This is a genomic window from Psychrobacter piscatorii (genome assembly GCF_904846415.1).
GTDB classification, from domain to species: domain Bacteria; phylum Pseudomonadota; class Gammaproteobacteria; order Pseudomonadales; family Moraxellaceae; genus Psychrobacter; species Psychrobacter piscatorii.
This window is the reverse complement of sequence record NZ_CAJHAR010000004.1, coordinates 74,811-100,782: the sequence shown is the minus strand read 5'-3', so window position 1 is coordinate 100,782 and position 25,972 is coordinate 74,811. Positions and strand designations below refer to the sequence as shown.

General features: G+C 43.1%; 20 protein-coding genes. 10 read left to right on the top strand and 10 right to left on the bottom strand.

The window, feature by feature from the left end; translation table 11 throughout:
• Positions 1–97: 97 nt before the first annotated feature.
• A complete protein-coding gene (nagZ, locus tag JMX83_RS02950) occupies positions 98–1,183 on the bottom strand; it encodes a beta-N-acetylhexosaminidase (RefSeq protein WP_201598941.1) in 1,086 nt (361 codons plus the stop codon).
• Between the two features lie 521 nt (positions 1,184–1,704).
• On the opposite strand from nagZ, the gene JMX83_RS02945 reads away from it, so the two are divergent.
• Entirely contained in the window at positions 1,705–3,915 is a 2,211-nt protein-coding gene (locus JMX83_RS02945; protein ID WP_201598937.1) for a carboxy terminal-processing peptidase, read from the top strand.
• A gap of 505 nt (positions 3,916–4,420) precedes the next feature.
• On the opposite strand, the gene JMX83_RS02940 is transcribed toward JMX83_RS02945, so the two are convergent.
• Positions 4,421–4,906, bottom strand: a complete 486-nt coding sequence (locus JMX83_RS02940) for an FKBP-type peptidyl-prolyl cis-trans isomerase (protein ID WP_201598934.1) — start codon at positions 4,904–4,906, stop codon at positions 4,421–4,423.
• Between the two features lie 323 nt (positions 4,907–5,229).
• Here JMX83_RS02940 and JMX83_RS02935 point away from each other — a divergent pair, with 323 nt between their 5' ends.
• Positions 5,230–7,245, top strand: coding sequence for a M61 family metallopeptidase (locus JMX83_RS02935; RefSeq protein ID WP_201598933.1), 2,016 nt, complete (start codon positions 5,230–5,232; stop codon positions 7,243–7,245).
• Between the two features lie 338 nt (positions 7,246–7,583).
• Here the strand turns inward: JMX83_RS02935 and copM are convergent, their stop codons facing one another.
• A complete protein-coding gene (gene copM, locus JMX83_RS02930; RefSeq protein WP_201598930.1) occupies positions 7,584–8,435 on the bottom strand; it encodes a CopM family metallochaperone in 852 nt (283 codons plus the stop codon).
• Positions 8,436–8,617: 182 nt separating this feature from the next.
• A complete protein-coding gene (locus JMX83_RS02925; RefSeq protein ID WP_201598927.1) occupies positions 8,618–9,232 on the bottom strand; it encodes a pseudouridine synthase in 615 nt (204 codons plus the stop codon).
• A 617-nt stretch (positions 9,233–9,849) separates the two neighbouring features.
• Between JMX83_RS02925 and icd the strand changes: the two genes are divergently transcribed.
• Positions 9,850–11,109 (top strand): NADP-dependent isocitrate dehydrogenase, encoded by a 1,260-nt coding sequence (gene icd, locus JMX83_RS02920; RefSeq protein WP_201598925.1) that lies wholly within the window; start codon positions 9,850–9,852, stop codon positions 11,107–11,109.
• Between the two features lie 252 nt (positions 11,110–11,361).
• Here icd and JMX83_RS02915 read toward each other — a convergent pair whose 3' ends face one another.
• Positions 11,362–13,581, bottom strand: a complete 2,220-nt coding sequence (locus JMX83_RS02915; protein ID WP_201598923.1) for an NADP-dependent isocitrate dehydrogenase — start codon at positions 13,579–13,581, stop codon at positions 11,362–11,364.
• Between the two features lie 609 nt (positions 13,582–14,190).
• Here JMX83_RS02915 and JMX83_RS02910 point away from each other — a divergent pair.
• From JMX83_RS02910 to JMX83_RS02880, 7 genes are all read left to right on the top strand, one after another.
• Entirely contained in the window at positions 14,191–15,537 is a 1,347-nt protein-coding gene (locus tag JMX83_RS02910; RefSeq protein ID WP_201598921.1) for a GNAT family N-acetyltransferase, read from the top strand.
• 76 nt (positions 15,538–15,613) lie between these two features.
• Positions 15,614–16,153, top strand: a complete 540-nt coding sequence (locus JMX83_RS02905; protein WP_201598920.1) for a chorismate--pyruvate lyase family protein — start codon at positions 15,614–15,616, stop codon at positions 16,151–16,153.
• Positions 16,154–16,268: 115 nt separating this feature from the next.
• Entirely contained in the window at positions 16,269–16,736 is a 468-nt protein-coding gene (locus tag JMX83_RS02900) for an SH3 domain-containing protein (protein ID WP_201598919.1), read from the top strand.
• Positions 16,737–17,253: 517 nt separating this feature from the next.
• The gene (gene glyA, locus JMX83_RS02895; RefSeq protein ID WP_201598918.1) at positions 17,254–18,510 is read left to right on the top strand and encodes a serine hydroxymethyltransferase; all 1,257 of its coding nucleotides are present in this window, start codon (positions 17,254–17,256) and stop codon (positions 18,508–18,510) included.
• 91 nt (positions 18,511–18,601) lie between these two features.
• Positions 18,602–19,342, top strand: coding sequence for a type 1 glutamine amidotransferase (locus JMX83_RS02890; RefSeq protein WP_201598917.1), 741 nt, complete (start codon positions 18,602–18,604; stop codon positions 19,340–19,342).
• 230 nt (positions 19,343–19,572) lie between these two features.
• Complete coding sequence (locus JMX83_RS02885) at positions 19,573–20,031, top strand: hypothetical protein (RefSeq protein WP_201598916.1); 459 nt, start codon at positions 19,573–19,575, stop codon at positions 20,029–20,031.
• A 449-nt stretch (positions 20,032–20,480) separates the two neighbouring features.
• Entirely contained in the window at positions 20,481–22,034 is a 1,554-nt protein-coding gene (locus JMX83_RS02880) for an alanine/glycine:cation symporter family protein (RefSeq protein WP_201598915.1), read from the top strand.
• A gap of 164 nt (positions 22,035–22,198) precedes the next feature.
• On the opposite strand, the gene JMX83_RS02875 is transcribed toward JMX83_RS02880, so the two are convergent.
• The 5 genes from JMX83_RS02875 to JMX83_RS15325 form a co-directional block, all read right to left on the bottom strand.
• Positions 22,199–22,774 (bottom strand): hypothetical protein, encoded by a 576-nt coding sequence (locus JMX83_RS02875; RefSeq protein WP_201598914.1) that lies wholly within the window; start codon positions 22,772–22,774, stop codon positions 22,199–22,201.
• Between the two features lie 115 nt (positions 22,775–22,889).
• Complete coding sequence (locus JMX83_RS02870) at positions 22,890–23,153, bottom strand: DUF2164 family protein (protein ID WP_227675696.1); 264 nt, start codon at positions 23,151–23,153, stop codon at positions 22,890–22,892.
• A gap of 189 nt (positions 23,154–23,342) precedes the next feature.
• Positions 23,343–24,617, bottom strand: a complete 1,275-nt coding sequence (gene gltS, locus JMX83_RS02865) for a sodium/glutamate symporter (RefSeq protein WP_201598910.1) — start codon at positions 24,615–24,617, stop codon at positions 23,343–23,345.
• Between the two features lie 118 nt (positions 24,618–24,735).
• Entirely contained in the window at positions 24,736–25,170 is a 435-nt protein-coding gene (locus tag JMX83_RS02860; protein ID WP_227675685.1) for a barstar family protein, read from the bottom strand.
• Position 25,171: 1 nt separating this feature from the next.
• A complete protein-coding gene (locus JMX83_RS15325; protein WP_201598905.1) occupies positions 25,172–25,909 on the bottom strand; it encodes a ribonuclease domain-containing protein in 738 nt (245 codons plus the stop codon).
• Positions 25,910–25,972 lie beyond the last annotated feature (63 nt).

The window sequence follows — 25,972 nt, the reverse complement described above, 5'->3', positions numbered from 1 at the left end:
GTATCTAATTTAGCAGCAGTTAAGTCTAAAAAACCGTACCTTAACGATGCGGTTTTTTATTTGCCAAATGTTTCAACTATTCTATATGAATACAAAGCTATTTATAATCAGTAGGGTCTTTTGAGTCATTGGCAGGTTCATCAACTTGTGTATCAGACTCAACGTTAAAAAAGGTCTGAGTGACATTGTTCTTTGCTTGTTGCCAATAATCAAACTGCTGGCAAGTAGACTCAAGATCACCTTGCCACTTTGGTATATTGCCGCACATGGTTTTGATACGCTTTTGGTTAGGATAGGGTAGTTCTTGCGCTGCTGCTGCCGCTTCATGAGCGGCAACACGATCGTTACACACCAGTGCAATATCGCAACCAGCTTCAATGGCAGCTTTTACGCGAGCGCTGACATCGCCAGCAGCTTGTGCCCCTGCCATTGATAAATCATCAGAAAAAAGCACACCGTTAAACGCTAGCTGATCACGAATAATGTCTTTTAGCCAAATTTTAGAAAATCCTGCGGGTTTGTTATCTACTTGCGAAAAAATCACATGCGCTGGCATCAAAGCATCAAGCAGTGACAGCGTTTGCGCAAAAGGTTGCATGTCGCTATTGACGATCTCGTCCAAACTACGTGTATCGATGGCCTCTGATACATGAGAGTCAGGAGCGATAGCGCCATGACCAGGAAAATGCTTGCCAGTGGTAGCCATACCAGCCGCTTTCATGCCGCGCATAAACTGCGTGGCTAGGGCAACGATCGCTTGTGGCTCCTGATGAAAGCTACGGTCACCGATAACTTGGCTGATACCATCTCTATCCAGCACGGGCGCAAAGCTTAAATCAATACCTACTGCCATCACTTCGGCTGCCATCAGATAGCCGCAGTCATATGCGCAGCTGAGCGCACGGCTTGGGTCGTGGTTGAATAACTCACCGAGCCTACCCATAGCAGGTAGCGGTGTGAATCCTTCACGTAGCCGTGCGACTCGTCCGCCTTCTTGATCGACACCGATTAATATATCTGGGTTGTGATAACGTATATCGTCGCATAGTGCTCTGACTTGGGCAGCATTGGCGACGTTTCGCCCAAACAGTATGACTCCACCAATTTGTGCTTGTTTGATCAAGCTGACGTCTTCTGCGGTCAGTGCCGTATTATCGATATCAATCATTAAAACGCCGTACATTGCGTCATCCTTATTTTTTTGTGTATTGTTATATTATGGGGTTGACTGATCATCAATGTCCAATCGCTTAGCAGTCGTTACTCATGCACTTTATTATGACAGCTATTATCAATTGAGCCTAATGTGGCAGATTATTGGCATCAAATCAATTTGTGGATAGTCAGCGAATTAATGCTAATAGCCTTCGGTCGCTATGTGTGATAAAAGTGATAGAAAGTTTGGTATGTGCAGGCGTTGCGTGTAAGATTGCTTATACAGTTTGAGACAGTTCAGTATTTATGCACATGATAATATTGATTTTTGACTATATATCAAGATTCGATAATAAGCGTCAGAATCTATATATAAAGGCGACGGAATAATAAAGCTATAGCGTCGTCTCATAGTAATGAGTAGGCTCACGCAAAGTAAAGCAGAGGTTCAGCAAAACAGACGACAGTCATGGACAATAACACATTCAGTAGTTTTTAATTTTTATAACACAAATAATATCACTAACTTCAAATAACTAGGTACATATGATGAAAAAACAACCAGCACAATGGTTACTCAGTGCAGCGTCAGTGGGCATCGCCGGTATTATCCTGACACAAAGCTACGGCACTGCCGTAGCAGAAACCAATACGGGAAGTTTTGTTCAGACACCTGAGCAAAAGGTCACTACTCGCCAAGTCGCCGCTTTGCTGGATCGCAGTCATTACCTTAATCAGCCATTAGATAGTAAAACCGGTAGCGAAATCTTATCAATGTATATTGATAGTCTCGATCCAAATCATACCTTGTTTTTGCAATCTGATGTCGATGAGCTGAAGAAAAAACATGCCGATGATTTTGGCGCTCGCCTCAAGCAAGGCGACCTATCGGCAGGGGTAGAGGTCTTTGATCGTTATCGTAAACGCTCAAATGAATATTTTGCCATGGCAACCAAGATGCTAAAAAAAGATATTGATTTGACCGGTAATGACACCATCATTCTTGATCGCGAAAAGCTCGGCCATTTCAAAACTAAAAAAGAGCAGCGTGACTATTGGGAACGTCAGCTAAAATTTCAGCTGATGAGTATCACTCTGGGACAAGAAGACGAAAAAGCCAAAGAAAAAGTATTTTTAAGCAATCCAGATATTACTCGTGGACAAGACTTGGTACGCAACGATGAACGTACGCCAAATGAGATTTTGCAAAATCGTTTGTCGCGTCAGCAAGAGCAGTTTAAGCGTCTCAAAGATGATGAAATCATGGAGACTATACTAAACACGGCAATGCTGACCTATGATCCGCACAGTAACTACTATGCGCCGATTCAAGCAACTGAACTACAGATTCAATCTAGTCTACAGTTAGAAGGCATCGGTGTTTCTATCCGCCCTGATCGTAAAAACCCAGATTACACCCGCATTGTGACCTTAGTCGATGGTGGCCCTGCTGCCAAATCTGGTCAAATCAAGCCCAATGATTTGATCGTTGGTATCGCAAAAGATGGCGAAACCATGACAGATGTGGTTGGCTGGTCGACGCGTGAGATTGTCGGCTTGATTCGTGGTAAGCGCGGTACGTCGGTAACGCTCAAGCTGCGTCAACCCAATACGCCAGATGCTAGTGCCCGTACGGTCACCGTCGTGCGTGATATTATCCAGCAAGAAGAGTCAGGCGTGACTCAGCGCGTGGTAGAGGTACAACGTCCTAATATCGACAAAACACCAAAACGCATTGGCGTACTTGAGATACCGAGCTTTTATCTGAACTATCGTGCGCGCCGTAATGGCGAAGACTACCGTAGCGTTAGTATCGATACCGAAAAAGCATTAAAGGAACTGAACAAAGAAAATATCGATGGTCTGGTTGTCGACTTACGTAATAACCCTGGTGGCTCGTTGGATGAAGTTGCCAAGATGTTAGGCTTATTTATCAAGAGCGGACCACTGGTACAAATTCGTGATAATCGTGGCAATATTCAAGTGTACCGTGATGACGATGGTGGCGAGCAGCTTTATGATGGCAAGATGGTGGTTATTACCAACCTAGCATCGGCCTCAGCCAGCGAAATCTTTGCCGCGGCTATTCAAGATTATGGTCGTGGATTGGTGGTTGGAAGTACGACCACAGGTAAAGGCTCTGCGCAGATTCAACTGGATAGCTTGGCGCTGGGTTCTGCGACCTTGACTCAGCGTAAATTTTACCGTATCACAGGTGGTAGTACGCAGAATAAAGGCGTGGTACCTGATGTTGAATTGGTCAATATCTATGATGATGCAACCTTCGGCGAACGCGCGCAGAAAAAAGCTCTGCCTTGGGATACCATCAGAACGGCGCCTTATAAGCCTGAAGGGAAGTTCACTAGCGATACACTAGCGACGCTCAATCAGCAGTCTAAGATTCGCCAAGAGAAGAACCCACAGTTTACTTATCTGTCGACGCTCAATGATATTCGTAATATGGATGATGAGAAAAAACCAGTTCGTTTAGATATTAACAGCCGTCGAGCCAAAATGCAGCTGATTGAAAAGCGTTCGTTAGAAGCTGAAAATAGACGTCTGATCGCTACTGGTGAACGCCCTTATTCTAATTGGAATACGTATCAGGCCGCGATGGATGCAAAGTTTGAAGAGCGTAGTCGCATGAAAGCTGCTGAGCGTCCAGAGTTGCCAGAAGATGAAGCGTTTATTAACGAAGCCGCTTATCTGATGCTGAGTGCAGAACCCAAAAAATTGCTCAGCCCTGAAGAAAAGCTATAGATTCTCAATTACCCATTACACCCATGTAAGCATATGCTTACATGGATTGACGCTTGAACCACTTACCAATCATAGGTCAATCTGCGACTATAACTGTACGGCACGATTGAACGAAACGGTTCATTGATACTAGGGATTGGTATCTTAAAGGTCGCATCAGGGATAAGTGGTTTGCTGATTAGGGATGATAAGGCTGGATGCCTGTCAGTTATGAGATACCCCGGGATTAGGTATCACGTAACGCTAACATGGATGGTTGGTAATAAAAGCCGCATGACGCTTGTCGTTATGCGGCTTTGTTATGTCTGGAATTTGGTAATATATTTTATCGGATATTTATGAGTAATCTATAAATTGCCTTCTTTATATTGATCTAACCTATGATTTACTATAAAAACTCCATAAAAAAAGACCAGTAACCTGATCAGCTACTGGCCTTTTTGATTAGTCGATTCATTCTTTAATCATTTATCGCCTAATCATTTTCACTATACTCTAGAAGAGATTAGTGCTCAACGCCACCTGCGCCATGTACATGGCCGTGGTTTAGTTCGTCTTCAGTTGCTGCACGTACTTCTTGGATTTCAACATCAAATGTCAAACGCTTACCAGCCAATGGATGGTTTGCATCAACAGTCACTTCTTGGTCGTTTACGTCAGTGACTGTCACTAGCATAACTTGGCCGCCAGCTTCTGATTGGAACTGCATACCAGGCTGGATATCATCAACACCTTGGAAGTTTTCGCGTGGTACGTGCTGTACCGCTTGCTCTTGGTACTCGCCGTAGCCATCAGCAGGTTCAACTACTGCGTTGACTTTTTCGCCAGCAGATTTGCCTTCTAGTTGTGACTCTAGGCCTGGGATGATGTTGCTGTGACCATGTAGATAAGCAAGTGGCTGACCTTCTGGAGACTGGTCAAGGATATTGCCTTCGTCGTCTTTTAATGTGTAATTGAATTTGACGGCAGTGTCTTTTGCGATAGTAGTCATAAAATATCCTAAATATATCTATGTAAAAAATTAAATACGGTTGCAATAAACCTAAAAAAGCCAATCAGCAAGCCAAATAGCCACAGTATTAGTCAATTATCATCAGTTTATTAAAGTAACTTTAGCAGTTAGCATCTTTAATTGAGATGGCGTATATAAGTTTCAAGGCAAAAAACATAAAAAATGCCAATTAATGCCACAATTTACAATAATAACTGTTATTTTCTATAGTTAATCGATAACTACTGGCCACTCAGGGTTTGGGAGTTGCGTTTTTTGGGAAGGACTCCTAACATAACAATAAAATAAGGATGAGAGATACTATGACTGCATTTGCCGATAATACTAATAACCAGCTAACGAGCGACGATTCAATCAGCCATGATGATATCAATAATATGGCTGATATCAGCTACCAATTCGATTTTGCGCGTTTTTCTGAGCATTTGGTGGATGTGTCACTGTCTTTTACGGCAACAGCTGATGCTCCTCAGCTCTGGCTACCAGCATGGATACCAGGCAGTTATCTGATGCGCGAGTTTGCTCGTAACATCACCGCTGTGCATTATCGAATAACAGATAGCCAAAAAATAGATAACGACAGTCAGTTTGAGATGTATCGCGCGCAAAAAATAGATAAACATACGTGGCAGTTGCCGACTGTCACAGCAGGGCAGAGGATAGATGTTGAGTATGAAGTCTATTGTTATGATTTATCAGTACGTACCGCTTATGTCGATCAGCAGCGTCTGTATGGTAATTTCACCTCACTTGCACTCGCGGTCGATGGGCAAGAGCAGATTCCAGTACAAGTCAGCTTGATTGTTCCGGAGTCGTTTTTGTTAGATAAAGAAGAAAGTCATGTAATCTTGGCATGTGGTTTGGCATCTACGCATCTGTGTGTTGATGATCATAGCGAAGACACACGGCACTGTTATCAATTACAGGCAGATAATTATCACGAGCTGATTGATTATCCTTTTGAGATTGCAGCACAGAATAAATTTGATTTTATTATTCATGACAGTCAGCATCAGACGCTTCATCACAGTTTTTATCTGTCTGGCAAGCATAGCGCCAACATGGGTAGACTACAGCAAGACGTCACCCAGATTTGCCAAACCTATCTAGATTGGTTGGGAGATGCGCCATTCAACGATTACACCTTTATGACGTTTGCCAGTGGTCAAGACTATGGTGGGCTGGAGCATATCAATTCTACTAGTCTAATTACCCCGCGCCGTGACTTACCAAATGCTGATGAGCCAAAAATACCAAGCACTGATTACCAGCGGTTTTTGGGATTATGCAGTCATGAGTATTTTCACTCGTGGTGGGTCAAAACCGTGCGTCCCGATGTCATGATCGATGTTGATCTACGCCGTGAAGCGTTCACTCCAATGCTTTGGGTATTTGAAGGATTTACGTCTTATATCGATGATTTTATGCTGCAAGCATCTGGCGTGATCGATAAGTCAAACTATCTCAGGTTACTAGCGGAACAAATCAATCGCTATTATCAAACGCCTGGACGCGATAACCAAAGTGTCGCCGAGTCGAGTTTTGATGCTTGGATTAAGCTATATCGCAGCGATGAAAATACTGGCAATGCAGGTATCAGCTACTACAATAAAGGCGCATTGGTGGCGCTGTGTCTGGATTTGATGTTGCTAAAAAATACTAATAATCGCTATCGTCTATTTGATGTGGTCAAAGCGTTCTATACCCAAGCAAAGCAAAATGACAGTAAGCGTATTGGCATCAATAGTGCGGATATGGGCGACGTGATTGGGCAGTTTATACCGATAGCGGAATGGGAAGATTTTGAACGCCGTTACGTCAACGGCGTAGAGGAATTGCCAATTGAGGCGCTGCTGCTCGCAAACGGTGTCAAAATGCAGGTCAATACTAAAGAGACTGCGGATAAGCATGTCCCATGGGGTATGCGCTGCAATGAGACACCTGCTGGACTCAAAATTAATCGCGTGAACCGCGGTAGTGTTGCTGCCAAAGCAGGTATCTCAGCCCACGACGTTATTATCGCGATTGATGGCATCAAGGCGGATAGTAAGCAGCTAGCATCGCTGAGTAATGCAGAGCATCCCGTTGAGTGTCACTTGTTTCGTCGCGATGAGTTGATGTGCGTGCAAGTGCAACCTAGTGAGCTGCAACAGCAAGACAGTAACGATAGTGAGGAAGTTATCGGAAAAGCATTCCCTCATAAAGTCAGCCTACACATAGTAAAAGGCGATAAAGCGCTAGAGGACAATGGTGATAAAACGCAAGAAGAGGCAAATTGGGAGACATGGCTTAATGTCATGAAGCGTCAGCTAGAATAGCGGCAGTGGGTTGTACAGGCAAACAAAGTAAAACCCCTTGATAAGCAAACATGTTTATCAAGGGGCTTAGGGCGTGTCATCAATTAAACCATTCAATCATTTAGCGGTCTTAAAATGGCTAAATCTTGTCAAATATCGTCAAAAATCTTGTGAATATACCTATATTCTCTGCAATTTTTTCCTCATTTGACTACTATTTATCTCATTTTAAGCCTCGCTATCTAAATGATGACACGCCCTAAATCATAGTTGATAGGTTTTTTAATATTCTCAATCAATATTTAGTAGGACATAATCATACAAATAGTCTATTTCACATTTTTACACTGAGTTGATTGTTACTGCTCTTTGGTTTTATTATCAGGGTCCTCACTTGTAGACTTCTCGTTTGCAGTAGTGTCGCCGTTAGGCTCGACAACCTCAGCATTATCGTTTTCAGCATCGCTCGTCGCTTCAAGCGCGGCAATCCAGTTTTGCATGAGCTCAATCTCTACTTGCTGAGTATCGATGATATGCTGTGCCAGTTGACGCATTTCTTCATCAGTACCATATTCGAGCTCGATTTTTGCCATATCTACGGCGCCAATATGGTGTGGTAGCATGCCACGTGCAAATGCCATATCCGGCATAGGATCAGCAATACCCAATGTCATCTCACCATGCATGCTTTCCATGCCCTTAGCGTAGGCCTGTTGCATAGCAGCGGTATTGGGCTTAGGTTTGGCTGCGTCAGGATGGCTAGCAAGCCATTTGTTTAGGATATCAATCTCAGCTTGCTGCGCTGTGATGATGTCTTGGGCAAGCTGGCGCATGGCGTCATCTGTACCGTACTTTAGCTGAATCTTTGCCATATCTATCGCGCCGCGATGATGCCCAAGCATGCCTTTGGCAAACGCGGTATCAGGATCATTGTAGCCCATACCGATCATCATCTCGTCATGCATACTGGTCATGGACTTTGTGTAGTCTTTGAGCATATCCGTCATCTGAGCGTCATCTGTGACGTTTTCGCTATCTACCGATGTATTGTGGCTCATATTCTCATGCTCAGCATGAGTCATGTCAGTCATTGGCGGGGTGGCTTCTTCTACAGGTGCTGATTGACTATCTGCTGCTGGCTGACACGCACTTAATAGCAGTGCAGCAGATATGCTGGTGGCCAACAGAACAAAACGATGAGAAGCAATCATGATATATCCCTACTATAAGAAGACCAAATAATAAATAAATGAGGTCTATTTTACATAACTAATGACGTGCTGAATCTTAACAGATAAACCTTACCCATTCGAGACGCTATGTTTAACAAGACGTAATATATTTACTTTAAATGAAAATATATGTCGGTAGCTAAGCGTTTAGACGTGACAAACTAATAGCTAATACCCAATTGCTGATAGTGATCACTAGTTAAGTGAATACGCACAAATTCGCCAACTACTATGTCACCCAATTCAAACCCTGCCACCGACCAGCGTATCAAACGTAGGCAGGGCAGACCAACATGCGCGGTCATGCGTCTGACTTGACGATTTTTGCCTTCATAAATTGTCAGCATCAACCATGAGTCCGGTACGCTTTTACGCTCACGTATCGGCGGATTACGCTGCCAGAGCGTCATGGGTAGCTTATCTTCACTCACGTGCTTGACTTCAGCAGGCAGGGTTTTGCCATCTTTGAGAGTCACGCCACGTTTAAGCTGACCAAGTTGCTCAGCAGTAGGAATGCCCTCAACCTGTACCAAATAAGTCTTACCTTGCTTACGTCCAGCATTGGCTTTTGGCGGATGGGTAATCGCTTTGTTGACTCGGCCATCATCGGTCAAAATAAGGAGCCCTTCGGACGTTGCATCAAGCCTACCAGCAACTCGCAAAGACTTATCAGTAAAGTACTGCGATAGGGTGGCGTGGTTATTGTTGCTATCGTCTCTGAACTGACTTTGCACCCCATAAGGCTTATTGAACAAGATGAGACTAGAAGTCGGCATAAAGTGATATTTCCTGAAGGTAAATGAGTGATTAGCAGTCTTGGCGCATGTTTGATCAAGCAAAGTCAGTAATGAAGAATAAGAACAGAGGTATCGTGTTTGACGTACGCTGTGCGATGTATTTTGCTACAAAAGTAGGACAGCAACCGCGTAAGTTTGCTGTTACTCTAAATCCATATTTTTGTAGTGGTATTTATATTTTTGATAGTAATAAACCTATCATCTACAAGATAAAATGACTGTTCAGCCCTTTATTTTACTACTATTGCTAAGAAAATATATTATAACTCTTCAAAGATTACAGTGTTATAGATGCTATATTTTATTAATAATATATAAAATGTATATGTGATATTTCTTATTAATTTAGCCAATAACACTGAATTTAATAATGAGCAGTTTCTATACACAGTTTTAGTTTATATTTGCATCAATTCGTACGCTTTTAATTTGAAGCTGTTTTTTAGCATCGTTCAATCCAATGCCGTAAGTGTCTCACACATCAGACTTTGTTTAGCCAATAAGCGTCTAGAGCGCGACCATTATAATAGAAAAGCTATCATAACAAAGTGTTCAGTTCGCTTGCGACGTATAACTACCACTAAGGAGTTTTATCCATGTCATATGATAAGGTCATCGTACCAAGAGACGGCGAAAAAGTAACCGTAAATGCTGATTTGTCGCTAAATGTACCCAATCATCCGATTATCCCGTTCATTGAAGGCGACGGCATTGGGGTGGATATCACACCTGTCATGATAAAAGTGGTCGATGCGGCGGTCGATAAAGCCTACCACGGTAAAAAATCAATTATCTGGATGGAAGCTTACTTGGGCGAAAAAGCAGCCAAAATATATGACGGTGAATATTTACCAAGTGAGACATTAGAGATTTTAAAAGACTACGTCATCAGTATCAAGGGACCGTTGACCACGCCAGTGGGCGGTGGCTTTAGTTCGTTGAATGTGGCTGTACGTCAAAACCTTGATCTGTATGTCTGTCAGCGCCCAGTACGCTGGTTTGAAGGCGTGCCAAGCCCAGTACAGCATCCTGAGCTGACCAATATGGTGATCTTTCGTGAAAACACAGAAGATATCTATACAGGTATCGAGTGGAAGGCCGGCAGTGATGATGCCAAAAAAGTCATCAATTTCTTAAGAGAGGAGATGGGTGTGACCAGCATTCGCTTCCCTGAAGACTGCGGCATCGGTATCAAGCCTGTCTCAAAAGAAGGCTCGCAGCGCCTAGTACGTAAAGCCATTCAGCATGCTATCGATAATGACTTGCCAAACGTGACCCTCGTGCATAAAGGCAATATCATGAAATTTACGGAAGGCGCATTTAAAGATTGGGGATACGAGCTGGCAGCAGAGCGTTTTGATGCTGAGCCATTAGATGGCGGTCCATGGATGACGATGAAAAATCCCAAAACCGGTAATGACATCATCATCAAAGATGTGATCGCTGATGCGTTCTTGCAGCAAATTCTGATGCGTCCGGCAGATTACTCCGTAGTGGCAACACTCAACCTAAACGGTGACTATATCTCTGACGCGCTAGCAGCGGAAGTAGGCGGCATCGGTATTGCCCCAGGTGCTAACAAAGGCGGGGCAATCGCTGTCTATGAAGCGACGCACGGTACTGCGCCTAAGTATGCTGGTCAGAATAAAGTAAACCCAGGCTCATTGATATTGTCTGCGGAGATGATGCTGCGTGATATGGGTTGGTGTGAGGCCGCGGATCTCGTCATCAGTGGTATCCAAGGCGCGATCGCCAATAAGACGGTCACTTATGACTTTGAGCGTCTGATGCCAGATGCTATTTTGCTCAGTACTTCTGAGTTTGGTAAAGCCATTATCAAGCACATGGATGCGTAATCGCATTAATGCCAAGAGCGTTAAACTCTATTATATTTATTCAAGGCCACTTACTGATGTAGGTGGTTTTTTTATGCATTTGAAATGAATAGATAGAGGCAAGTTGTTTATTATCATTTTGAGATAGGCACAAAAAAACACCTCAACGTGCTAAGACGGCTGAGGTGTTTTGTTTGCTAAGACTTAAACTTACCTAATCGATCTAGGTATACAAACCAGAGCAATTAGGATTAATGGTTCAAGAGCAATTGCTTATAGCGATGCCAAGGCTTCGTTAAACAAAGCGCTTGGACGCATGGCTTTTTTAGCCAATTCTTCATCAGCATAGTAGTAGCCTTTGATGTCTACTGGCTTGCCTTGAGCGTCGTTAAGTTCTTTGACAATCGCGTCTTCGTTTTCTGCAAGCTTTTGTGCAAATGGCGTGAACTGTGCTTTTAACTCACTATCTTGATCTTGCGCGGCCAGCTCTTCAGCCCAATATAGCGCTAAATAGAAATGACTGCCACGGTTGTCGAGCTCACCTGTTTTGCGTGATGGCGACTTGTCATTCAGCAGCAGTTTTTCTGTCGCTGTATCTAGTGTGTCCGCCAAGATTTGAGCTTTAGCATTGTTGTCGTTGCTTGCCAAATGCTCCAAGGAGACATTCAAGGCCAAGAACTCACCGAGTGAATCCCAACGTAGATGGTTCTCTTCAGTTAGCTGCTCGACATGCTTTGGTGCAGAACCACCAGCACCTGTCTCAAACAAACCGCCGCCTTTCATGAGCGGTACAACCGATAGCATCTTGGCACTCGTGCCTAGCTCTAGGATTGGGAACAAGTCAGTGAGGTAATCACGTAAGATGTTACCAGTCGCAGAGATCGTATCAAGGCCGCGAGCGACACGCTCTAAGGTATAACGCATGGCGCGAACCTGAGACATGATTTCGATGTGTAAACCGTCAGTATCATGATCTTTTAGATACATTTTAACTTTTTTGATGAGCTCGTTCTCATGTGGACGATATGGGTCAAGCCAGAAGATAACAGGCGTATTTGATTCACGTGCACGGCGTACAGCAAGCTTCACCCAATCTTGGATAGGCTCATCTTTAACCTGACACATGCGCCAGATATCACCTTTTTCAACACGCTTTTCGAGCAATACTTCATCGGTATCCACGTCGACGATACGAGCAATACCAGCATCACTCGATTCAAAAGTCTTATCGTGTGAGCCGTACTCTTCCGCTTTTTGTGCCATTAGGCCGACGTTTGGTACTGTGCCCATTGTTTTTGGGTCAAAGTTACCATGCCATTTGCAGAAGTTAATCATTTCTTGGTAAATACGAGCAAAGGTAGACTCTGGCATGACCGCTTTACAGTCATACATTTTGCCATCAGCGCCCCACATTTTACCACCTGAACGAATCATCGCTGGCATAGAGGCATCAACGATGACATCACTTGGTGAATGGAAGTTGGTGATGCCTTTGGCAGAATCAACCATGGCCAGACGCGGGCGATGCTCTTGACAAGCATGCAGATCGCGCTCAATTTCTTCGCGCGTTGAAGTTGGTAGCGTTTCAATCTTGTCGTATAGATCAGCCATACCATTGTTGACGTTGATGCCAAGCTCATCAAAGAGTTCGCCATGTTTTTCAAATGCTTCTTTATAGTAAATTCGAACCGCATGACCAAATACGATAGGGTGTGAAACCTTCATCATGGTGGCTTTTACATGCAATGAGAACAAGATACCAGCTTCGCGGCAATCTTCCATCTCTTGCTCATAGAATTCAAGCAAGGCTTGTTTGCTCATGACCATCAGATCGATGACTTCTTTATCAAGCAACGCAATTTTAGGTTTTAATACTTTTTGGGTACCATCGTCAAGTAGCAAGTCCATACGCACGGTACGAGCTTTATCTAACGTCATAGATTGCTCGCCATCGTAGAAATCGCCGCCATGCATGTGTGATACATGCGTGCTTGACCATTGCTTCCATTCACCCATTGAGTGTGGATGTTTGCGAGCATAGTTTTTGACGGCTTTTGGTGCGCGGCGATCTGAGTTACCTTCACGTAGTACTGGGTTGACGGCACTGCCTAAGCTTTTACCATAGCGCTTACGTAGCTCTTTTTCTTCATCCGTTTGTGGATCTTCTGGGAAGTTAGGAATGGCATAGCCTTTACCTTGTAACTCTTTGATAGCGGCTTTTAACTGCTGGACAGAGGCACTGATATTTGGCAGTTTGATGATGTTGGTGTTTGGGTCTTGAGTCAGGCGACCAAGCTCAGCTAGGTTGTCAGGAACACGCTGCTCTTCGGTCAAGTACTCAGGGAATTCAGCTAATATACGTGCCGCAACAGAGATGTCACTGGTTTCAACTTCGACACCTGCGGTCTTAGTGAACGCTTCTACAATAGGTAAAAAAGATAGTGTCGCAAGCGCAGGGGCTTCGTCAGTTTTTGTATAAATAATTTTTGACATTTTATTTAGTTCTTCCTTTAGTTGTCGTTAATAATAAAGCTCAAATATAGTGTTGAATATGAGTCAATGATACTATGCAATGCTCAATGATATCGTTCGAACAAGTACGTCGTATGTAGCTGCTTAGCAATATTTAAGTTAGAGATATTCAAGTTTGATAAAACATTTTCTTTTACTGATGTTCACTACAAGGGCATTCTCAGATGGTACGTTGACTGCCCAGTAAAACTGCCAGAAAGCAAGTCGCTGACGGTATATTATAATAAATCCACTATAAATTCGAGAGGATGTCAATCACGTACCATGAACTAAGTATACTGTTTTCGCTCATATCTTAGGGTTTCAAATTATACTAAGCTGGTAGTGACCTTATTCTAACAGTCATCTGTTGCGATATCATCTTTTCGATATAACGACTATGTTTCATCGGTTTCTGTCATGCTCTAGATATCCAAACAAGCATAATCCTAAAAACCACCAATGTCACTATTGGTGGTTTTTTATTGTGATTCAAAAAACTTTGCAAATTGTGACAGCAAAATAGCAAAAATTTGCTAGGCTAGGTCATCAATAGATAGATTATCTATACACAATATAGTGACGGTAAATATGAGTTTAGAGTATGCGCTGATTAATGATACCAGTTGGCAGAGCCAGACCAATTGGCAAACGCCAGACACACCTTTTATGTCATTTGCTTTTTGGCAGGCGCTTGCCGATACGGGCGCGATTGGAGAGCAGGCAGGGTGGCTACCAATATTTATTTTGGTGCATCGTTTCAACGCAGATGCTGAGGATGCCGCACTGCAACCAGTCGCGGTGATGCCAGTATTTATAAAAGGCCATCATCGCGGTGAGTTTGTATTTGATCATTCATGGGCAGAAGCGTACGCGCGCTACGGACTCGACTACTATCCAAGATTGGTCACCAGCGTGCCATATACACCGATTACAGGTCAGCGCCTTTGGTTGGCAAAAGGCGAGCGCTTAAATGAGGATATTTTCAAAACAGCCATTGCGGGTATCGATGATATCGCTCAGCAAGTCGGCGCCTCAAGTTGGCATGGACTATTTGTCACTCCTAATCTAGCCTCTATTGCTACCACATCTATGCCGACCGAAATTGATATAGAGCGGGCGATAGCAGCGCAACAGAGCGGCGTAGAGTCCGCGCCGATTGAGATGCCGATATTTGAGCGTCAAGGCTGTCAGTTCTTATGGCAAAACAAAGACCTGCTCAATAGCAGCCAACCATTTGCGAATTTTGATGCGTTTTTGATGACGTTAAAAGCTAAAAAGCGCAAAACTATTCGTGCGGAGCGTCGTAAAGTGGCTGAGCAAGGTATCATCTGCCAGCGAAAAATCGGCGATGCTATCAGCGATGCAGACTGGAAGGCTTTTTATCACTGTTACGTGATGACCTATGCGGTGCGCGGACAGCAGCCTTATCTGACGATAGACTTTTTTATGGCATTGGCAGCGAGTATGTCTGAGCACATTATGCTCGCACAAGCACTCGATGCCGATGGAGAGATTATCGCGAGTAGCCTGTTCTTATATGACACACCTGTCAGTAATAGCGACAACGACAGTATTGATGGTGATGTTAATAATGATGTTGATAATAATGCGACTTTGTACGGTCGATACTGGGGTGCGCTCGGTGAATACGATAGCTTGCACTTTGAGCTGTGCTATTATCAAGGCATTGAGTTTGCCATTGAGCAAGGGCTAGCGTCCTTTGATCCAGGTACGCAAGGGGAGCATAAGTTGGTTCGTGGTTTTATCCCAACGACCACGCACTCGCTTCACCGCATTTATGATCCGCGTTTTGTCCCTGCGATTGGCGATTTTTGTGCTAGAGATCGGATGCATATGGCACAATATCGCAAGCAAGCCCATGAGGCACTACCATTTAACGCAGACAATATGCCAGCCTTTGATACGCTTCATTGATATACATCATTAATGTCCACTATTAATAATAGCCTGCAGGCATTTACTTTACACATTTCACGATTAGCCGTTAACTATGTCCAGTAACTCTCTTACTCCTACCACATCTCTACCTCCTGCTAAACTCGTATCGTGGCTCAATGCCGAAGGTTCGCTCACAGCCATGCTAGAAGAGAAGGCAGGGCAGCCGTTACGAGTGGAGCGTAGCTTTGAGGGCTATCGGCTGTTGACGCTGCAACAAAAGCGACAATTGGGTCTACAAGGCTCAGCGCTAAATCGTCCACTGCTGGCGTGGATACGTGAAGTACTGTTATACGGCAATGACGAGCAGCCATGGGTCGGTGCGCAAAGTATCTTTCCGCTACCAAGCCTAAAAGGCAATGCGCGACGCTTGCAGCAGCTAAAAGGTACGCCCATCGGTTATGCGTTATTTAAACGTCGCCGCACACTGCCAAACCAGCGATTTGTGCGACAGACGAGCGAGGGCTGGCAACGGCAAACGCGCTATGACTGGTATGGTCGCAAGATTATTATCAGCGAAACCTTTTTGCCGGCGTTTTTGTCCAGTGGTGCTAATAAGAGCGATATAACTGCGGATGCTATAAATAAAGCTTAGTATATAAAAATACAGTTATTTATTCATAAATTAACAGTTGTCTGGTAATTTTAGAATATGGTATAAATACAATTTGGTAACATTACTATACTTTTCTTAACATCAGGAACTTCCTATGAGCGTCAAAAACCCATTGCTATCCATATTTGCAAAATCTGCAGTTTTACTAACGGTTAGTACCGCTATGTTTGGTTTTTCTATCAATGCAAACGCTGGTTTTTTGGATAGTATTTATGAGGCACAAAGTACCATTAGCTCAATCGGTAGAACGGCCGATAGTATTAGGGGTAGTAAACAGTCTGTGTCTGACTTAAGTGAAGATATGGGTTTTACAGACTTAGTCAATCAAAATAACCAGAGCAATCAAACCAACAAAGAAAAGCCAATTTCTGGCTCTATATTGTCTGGCAAATTACAAAGCACTAAGCTTTACTCGCAGGCCAATAAATCTTCTAGCCCTATCGCTATCTTATCCCAGCAGGACATCATGATATATATGGGTACTGAGCAAAATGGCTACTACCATGTGGAGAGTGACAAAGGAGAAGGTTGGGTATCAAAACCATTGGTCAGTATTCAATAGTTCATTATCCTTGTGTTATTAGCATCATGTTTTAATAAAGCCTTATATATAAATTAGTGTATCGTGCAAAAAACAGACCTCCCAAAATGGCTGTTTTTCAAATTATAAATAACTGTCTGTGATTTAATTCTATATAAAATCATACGTTATTTATCTGTGTTATATCGCCATTTAATTTGCTCATCTTAAGGTGGGCTTTTTTGCGCTCATCGCACAAATTTTCATGTTACACTTACGCTTTCGCGATGATATCGATGCAAATGTATATCGATTTTATTGACGGATCGGTCAAGTTAATGGCAAGCCAATTGCCTGTGTTTATTCTTATTTCAACTTTTGCTAATAGACTCAATTCACAATGATGGTCATACCATAAAACAGCTTGCAGAAAAACAGCGTGCAGAGGTATCCACCATACTTCAAGCGACGTTGACGCAGTGGTCGTTTGGTTGTGAGCAGGCTATCAGCTTCTTTCCAATGAAATTTTTCAATGACAGTCACTACTTAGGACATTACTATGTTTAAAGATATTTCTATCAAAGAGTTTGATCCCGTACTTGCTGAAGCGATGGCCGCAGAAAGCGTTCGTCAAGAAAATCATATCGAGTTGATTGCCTCTGAAAACTACTGCTCACAAGCAGTGATGGAAGCGCAAGGCACTGATTTGACCAACAAATACGCTGAAGGCTATCCTGGTAAGCGTTATTATGGTGGCTGTGAGCATGTCGATGTCATTGAACAATTGGCCATTGATCGTGCAAAAGAGCTGTTCGGTGCTGAGTACGTTAACGTCCAGCCACATTCAGGCAGCCAAGCAAACTCTGCTGTATTTTTGGCATTGCTAGAGGCCAATGACACGGTACTGGGCATGAGCCTAGACGCAGGTGGTCACTTGACGCATGGCGCACACATCAACTTTTCAGGTCTGAACTACAATGCTGTACAGTATGGATTGGTCGATGGCACCGGTCTTATCGACTATGATCAAGTAGAAGCGTTAGCGCGTGAGCACAAGCCAAAAATGATCATCGCAGGTTTCTCAGCGTATTCACAAGTGGTCGATTGGCAGCGTTTCCGTGACATCGCTGACGAAGTAGGCGCGTATCTATTGGTTGATATGGCACACGTTGCTGGTCTCGTTGCGGGCGGCGTCTATCCAAGCCCAATACCTTTTGCGGATGTGGCCACCACCACCACGCATAAAACCCTACGTGGCCCGCGTTCAGGTATGATCTTGTCGCGTGATGAAAAACTTGCTAAAAAGCTAAACTCTGCCGTATTCCCAGGCAACCAAGGTGGCCCGTTGATGCACGTCATCGCGGCAAAAGCGGTTTGCTTTAAAGAAGCGCTAGAAGACAACTTTAAAACCTATCAGCAGCAAGTCGTGAAAAACGCACAAGCCATGGCAAAAGTCATCCAAGAGCGCGGCTATGAGATCATCTCTGGTGGTACTGAAAACCATCTCATGCTGATCAGCCTAGTGAAGCAAGAAATGACAGGTAAAGAAGCGGACAAATGGCTTGGTGATGCACATATCACTGTAAACAAGAACGCCGTGCCAAACGATCCAAAATCACCATTTGTCACCTCTGGTATTCGTATCGGTACACCAGCCATTACTACTCGCGGCTTCAACGAAGCGCAAGCGGCCGACTTGGCAGGCTGGATCTGTGACGTGCTAGACAGCCGCGGTGATGAAGCGGTTGCAGCTGAAGTACGCGGTAAAGTAGAAGCAATCTGCAAAGAGCTACCAGTGTACGAAAAAAACCAGTAAGTATTAACTGACTCTTTTTGAGAGTTGTATAACAAAAAACCGCTTAGCGTTTGCTAGGCGGTTTTTGTTTTTTTGATAAAAGGAGTATTTGATGACGATACGAATCCATGCACTGTACCATGTTGATTTTGAAGAACTCAGTTACATTAAGCAGTGGGCAGATAATCGGGGCCATCGTATTACGGTTACACGCTTTTATGAGAATGATCCATTGCCCGCGCAAGACAGTTTTGATTGGTTAGTCGTGATGGGCGGGCCAATGAGCATTCACGATGAAAGTGACTTTCAGTGGCTAGCTGATGAAAAATCTTTCATTCAGCAAAGTATTAATGACGGAAAAACCGTGATTGGTGTTTGTTTGGGTGCACAACTGATTGCAGATAGCTTAGGGGCAAAAGTTTCGCCATCGGGCATAAAAGAGGTTGGCTGGCTGCCCATTCAACTGACTGAACAGGGGCTTGCGCATCCGCTGCTAGCAGATTTGCCAAGGAATGAATTCACTGTATTTCATTGGCATGGTGATGGTTTTGAGTGCCCCAAAGGCGCGACGCCCATTGCCACCTCACATACTTGGGCCAATCAAGGGTTTATTTATCAAACACCAAAACATGCGGAGCTAGATACTTGGGTGCTTGGCTGGCAATGTCATTTTGAAGTGACCAATAAGAGTATGGTAGATATGGTGTCGCATGGACAGACGTATATACAAGAGGCGATGATTGATCATCCTGACTCTGTGCAAGCGGCTGATGAGATCCTAGCGCGAGGGAACACGTATATGGCAGATAACAATGCATGGCTGTCTACCATGCTAGATAAATTGGCCAGATAATTCAGTGTAATGCGGTTAAGAATCTGTAATAGGTGAAAATTTAGTATAAGTAAAAGCACTAAAATGACAGAGGAGCAAACCAGTCAAGATTGTGGGTTTTACTTACATAATACTCGCTATTGATTACTTAACCTGCGGCCTATCTTTTATACAATCTCATTGAACTGAAGAAAGAACCATTTAGCTGCTGCTAGGTGGTTTTTATTTTAATAACAGATAAGGAGAATACGATGTCTATTTCTACATCTATGTCATTTTGCTTTTGTAGCCTTCGTGAGGAAAATTTAGCAAGTATGCTCAATGGCGGTATTACGCTGGATGAGCTAAGAGAAAATCGTGACAACCAGTATTTGGATGTCAGAGAAGCGTCTTTTGAACACTATACGGAAGAACTGATTGAGCTGTTGGGAGAAGGGCATTACGCCTTGTGCGATCTGTTATTTTTGGCAGACAACAGCACGCCTCTACATGAGCAGCATGATGGACTACTATATGATTCGGCAGTCGTGCCTAAGATTGCCGAAGCATTTGCCGCGACAGACTTAAAAAAATTGGTACACGATATCGGCTACCACGAAGCAGAGAGCCAAGAAGGTTTGAATACGTTTCTTGAGAATTTAAATCATGTTCATAAGTTATTTGAGTTTGCAGAAGAGAAGAAGCTCAATGTGATTGGGTTTACGCTCTAATAATTAGATTTTATGGATTTAAAAGCGTTCAGCATCTAATAGCTGATATAGGGCTGTGCATGTCTGAATAGATACGCATGTGATAAAAACCGCTTAGCACTGGCTAGGCGGTTTTTTGCGTTATGACTGTTAAATCATCTTAGAAGGTGTCTATGTCCTTTGTCTATATTCCAAGTGCTTTCTCTACACTCTAAGATAATGACGATATACATTGATAGCTGTTATAAGAGTGATTGGGTTTGACTGTTAGCCTTAAAAGATAATTTGACTTTTGACTAACGAAAGCTTATAAATGTTTTGTTTATTAATTGTTATTGTTATATAGTCAGTGTTAACAATTTATTACTAAGAAGAGTACGAATTGTTAATAAACAATTGCTTGTTTAGTATTGATTTTAATAAAATTTTTGAAAATTCACCTAGAAGTGATTTTTATGACAAGGATGTCTATGAAAAAGCAATCGTTAATCGCTATGGCGCTACTATTCAGCGCCACTCTCTCGCAAGCAGCTGAATCAGGTCTAGAGGCTGAGCAGTCAGCTCTAGCAGCATTTGGTGCAGGTCTCGACAGTTTTATGTCCAGTGCATTTGGATGGTTCGTCGATCTTATCTTCTTTTCAGTGCCACTCGGCGAGACAAGCTTTCCGCTTATTGCGGGTTGGTTATTAGTTGCAGCACTCATATTTACGGCCTACTTTGGTCTTATTCAATTTCGTCAAATAGGGTTGTCTCTGGATATTGTTAGAGGCAAATATACCGATCCTAATCCCGCTGTCAAAGAAGAAGGAGAGGTTAGCCACTTTCAGGCGTTAGCCACTGCTTTATCAGGTACGGTTGGTCTGGGTAATATTGCAGGTGTGGGTGCAGCACTCGCTATTGGTGGACCTGGTGCTACCTTTTGGATGATCATCGTTGGTCTGTTCGGTATGGCTTCCAAGTTTGTAGAGTGTACGTTAGGTGTCAAGTACCGTACGATACTACCCTCTGGTGTGGTCTCAGGTGGACCTATGTACTACCTAAGCCGCGGTATGGCTGAACGTGGTATGGGTGGATTAGGTAAGGTCTTAGCCGTTGGTTTCGCACTCATGTGTATATTGGCGGCTTTTGGCGCTGGTAACATGTTCCAGGGTAACCAAGCCTTTGCGGTCATGAGCTCTACTTTTAGTATTCCTGCTGATTACAGTTTATTCTTCGGTATTGGCTTAGCTGTTTTAGTCGGTTCAGTCATTCTTGGCGGTATGCCTCGCATCGCAACCGTTACTGAAAAAGTCGTGCCTTTTATGGCTTTGTTGTATATCACTATGAGTGTGATCGTACTGGTTGCCAACTTTAATCATATCGGCGCAGCATTTGGAGAGATCTTCACGGGTGCTTTCACTGGTGCTGGCGTAGCTGGTGGGTTTATTGGGGCGTTAATCCAAGGCTTGAAACGTGCGACCTTCTCTAACGAAGCAGGTATTGGTTCAGCCGCTATTGCTCACTCAGCGGTAAAAACGAATGAGCCTGCTACTGAAGGGTTAGTCGCTTTATTAGAACCATTTATCGATACCGTTATCATTTGTACTATGACAGCGCTGGTTATTACGATATCTGGCGTGAATACCGTAGCAAACTTACAAACGCAAGCGCTCACTGGTGTGGACCTAACCCGTGCGGCCTTTATGGAAACGGCACCAATCTTCCAGTACTTTCTAGCCGTCGCTGTGGTATTGTTCGCTTTTTCAACCATGATTTCATGGTCATACTATGGTCTAAAAGCTTGGACGTATCTTTTCGGTGAAGGTAAAGTTGGCGAAGTAATATATAAACTCATCTTTCTTATCTTCGTCATTATCGGTACCATCATACAGTTCAGCTTTGTTATTGACTTCTCAGATGCAGCCATCTTCGCGATGTCTATTTTTAATATCATCGGTCTATACTTCTTGATGCCAGTGGTGAAAAAAGAAGTCAATTCCTTTATCGCTCGTGTGAAAAGTGGTGAAATTAAAAAGTATAAATAACAGGTTTGATTGAACACGCTGTTATAACTCATAAAAAACCGCTTAGCATTGGCTAGGCGGTTTTTTGTGATTGTCTCTTTAGGTATTCCTGCCACACGCTTGTATCTGCCATTTTGGGCGGAACGGTGACAAGAATTGATGCATCTCTGTGTCTAAAGATTACCTCAACTTTCCTTATATTCAGCGTCACCCCAGCAATCTGGATTAAATGGGAATGAGATAAAATTACGGTCTACTCTTTCACGATATAAATCTAGATCTGCTGGAGTAAAAGGCTCATCAAACCATTCATCCCAAAGTAACATTAGAAATCTATGGTGAGCATTTTCCGCATTTTTACAATGTCGTTCAGTCCAAATCCAGTTTTTATCGTGTGATTCAGTCCAAGCATTAAATTCTTTCGGAGCGCCCTTAATATTAAAATCAATACCCGGTAATTGAGCACCCGAAACTATTAATTTTTTCGTTAGGACATACTTTAAACTTTCCTTAAATAGCTTCTTGTGTTGCTTTGAACTCCACATGTTGCTATTAAGATTAATATTAAAGCTGTACTTTGACTCTTCAGGTAAGAACTTTGGTTCATTGCCTATCCATCGCCTTATAGCATAGCGGGCATCTGACTCACAACTAAAATCTAAGCTTTCAAATTCTTCTTCTTCACAATAGTGTTCGATTATATCTTGTAAAAACCTTGAATCAAGTAGATCCCCTATATGGTCTGGAGAGACATCTATCATATTTGCTCCCGATTAATTTTGCATAAAGTACAGTATGTGTAGACTGGATTTTTAACCCAGAACTTGAACTTTATAATATATAAAATTTGGATTAAAGCCACAACTTACTTGAACTCTAGCTCCATACGTTCTCTTTGGAAAGTATAAGCAGTGAGCCTATTGGAACATCATCAAAATAATTATTTTCCAATGCATGGCGACCATCCAATATATCCATAAAAATATCGTATAGCCAAGTTTTAGTATCATCGATGGCTTGCTTATATATTTTAGAGCCTATCAAGTCCATCACGAAATCGAACAAGAACTTGGAAGGCAAATTATTGATATATGAATCAAACTCTCCGATCATATAATCTCTTAAACTATCTAATAGTATTTCTTAATTTCCTTTCAATAATTTGATAAGTTTATTTGGAGTTTTCTTACTCTCATAACACCACGTAATAGTCTAATTTAAGCCAAGCAAACCATTATATGAAATATTCATAGACAACAAAAAAGGCTGGGTTACGATAATGTAGCCCAGCCTTTTTTAAATCAATTTAGTCTGATTTAAAAACAAAAATCACATAAACGGTAACTTGGTAAATATCTGCAGTATCGTCGCATTAACGATATCGACAAAGAATGCACCAACCATTGGCACAATCAAGAATGCCTTAGGCGAGGGTAGATAGCGATCAGTGACTGCCTGCATATTAGCAATCGCTGTTGGGGTCGCACCCATACCAAAACCGCAATGACCTGCTGACAATACCGCCGCATCATAGTCTTTACCCATGACTTTAAAGGTAATAAGGTAGACGTAGATAATCATGATGATGGTCTGTACGATCAATATGACCAATACAGGGCCTGCCAAATCCGTCAATTGCCATAGCTTCAATGATAGCAATGCCATCGCCAAAAACAGACTCAAAGACGCATTACCAAGTACGTCAATTGAGCGATCAAACATCTCAAAATTAAACACCATCGTTAACACATTGCGTATGATAACGCCGCCTGCCAGTGCCCATACGAACGTCGGCAACTCAAACCACGTGCCCTCAGCTACGAGCGTCATTCCGTCAGCAAAAGCCAACGCACCTGCAAATAGCGCCAACGTCTCGATAGTAGAGGATGCCGTGATAAAGCGCATGCTATCGGGTCTCTCAAAGATATCTTTATTACTACCTGCAGTCTCCTCGTCATGTTTGGTGCTATATAGTGACTGAGCACTGGCAACTTTTTCAATATCACTAGGATTTGGATCGGCTGGCGTCGGTTTTAGGCCCAGCCGGTTAATCAAGCGCCGTGCCACAGGACCACCGACGATACCACCTGCGACCAAACCATAAGTCGCAACAGCGATACCCAGTGTGGTCGCACCGACCACACCGTAGTCTTGTTCTAAAGTAATACCCCAAGCACCTGCCGTACCATGACCACCCGTCAGAGCGATAGAGCCTGTCACAAGACCGAGCAGCGGATCAAGCCCCAGCGCACTTGCCATGGCTACGCCAACGACATCTTGTAAGACAATAAATACGGACACCACGATCGTAAAAATCAATAACGGTGTACCACCCGCTTTTAGGCGACTAAAATCAGCACTCAGACCGATAGAAGCAAAGAACATCAGCATGGTGGCGGTCTGCAATCCTTGATGAAAGTTGAAGCTATATCCCCAAACCATATTGAGAACATAGACAGCAACCGCTGCGACCAAACCACCAGCAACGGGTTCTGGAATATTAAAGTCTTCTAAAAATTTAATCCTTTTGACCAAAAAACGCCCCAGTAGTAGCACCAAGGTCGCGAGTATCAGTGTGTAATAACCGTTTAAGGTAATCTCCATAGGTTAATCCTTTGTATAAAATAAATTAACCTGAATTCGGGATAAATATGGCTTTATCTCGAATTCAGGTTTCTATGATGACGAATGATTATTGGTGACTAATTTTTTAACAACGAAACTAGACTTCATCCTCAGATGGCACAATAACCCACAGTTGTGGTTTGCCAAAATCTCTGTAAGCATCTTCAATGATGCTTTTAAAGACATTGAAGTCTTCGGTATTTATCCTTTTTACCACCGTCAAATCAAGCGTTAAATGCACCACCTCACTATCTGTCAAACAGTCCCATGCGCTGTCCCAGTTGTGCGAAAAATAACTGGGAAAATCACAGGCGTGAGCCAGACTCGTCAGTAGCGTGGTTTTATCGAGGGTGTCACCCACGGGTATGGTAACAGCCGTAGGAGGAATATCCGCCACTAGTGCTGTACCGTTTTGGTTAATGTGGTCTTGATTAACATAGTGGATGGCTTGGCTTATACTTTTCTGATTCATAGCTTGTTGATCCATGGCTTCTTGAGCTATAGCTTCTTGATTCATATTCGCTTGTTTCATGTTAGGGCACCTGCAGTCTTTGAAAACTATCATAATGATCGACGGTCAAGTAATAGACGGTGGGCGGATAACCGCCTGTGACGATACGGCGCGCGCCGCGATGTGAGACGCCAGGGGTGGGCACGGTGTATTCTCGGTAGTAGCCTTGCGACTGTGCTGGCAGCCTATTTTCACGATTATAAAACCTCGTACCGTCCTTATTGGGATAAGGATATGGCCCGCCTTGTTGAATCAGCGCAATCGTTTTATCGATCTGTGCATCGCCCGTGATGCTAGTAGTCGCTGTGTCAGTCGTGGCGACTTGACTGGTATTGTCAGACGTATACTGAGATAACGTCGAGCTAAAATCACCAAAGAAGTAGATAGCGACAGCGATAATGGCGATGAGGCTAAATAGAGTAGAACCTAAGCTTCTTTTATTTGAAGTATTACTTTGACGGCTGCGGTTTGAGTTGCGATGGTTATGATTGTTATTTCGTTTGGTATTATTAGGTATATATTTAGATGTGTCTGACGCAGTATCTTGTTCAAGGCTTAATGAAGATGAGGTGACTTCGGTGGCGCGTAATTGGTTTTTATCATTGCGTTTGTTATTGAAATAGACACTTTGTCCAATACTGATAGGCTGAGACAATCGCACTTTACTCACGTGAAAAAACACATCCTCATCTTGATCATCGACATCGATAAAGCCATAGCCTTTTTCTTGATTCCAGTGTTTAATCTTGCCACTTTGCATGATTGCGCCGCTCCTTATTATGTAGACGTATGTGATTAGCATACTTGTTATTCAAATGCCTAT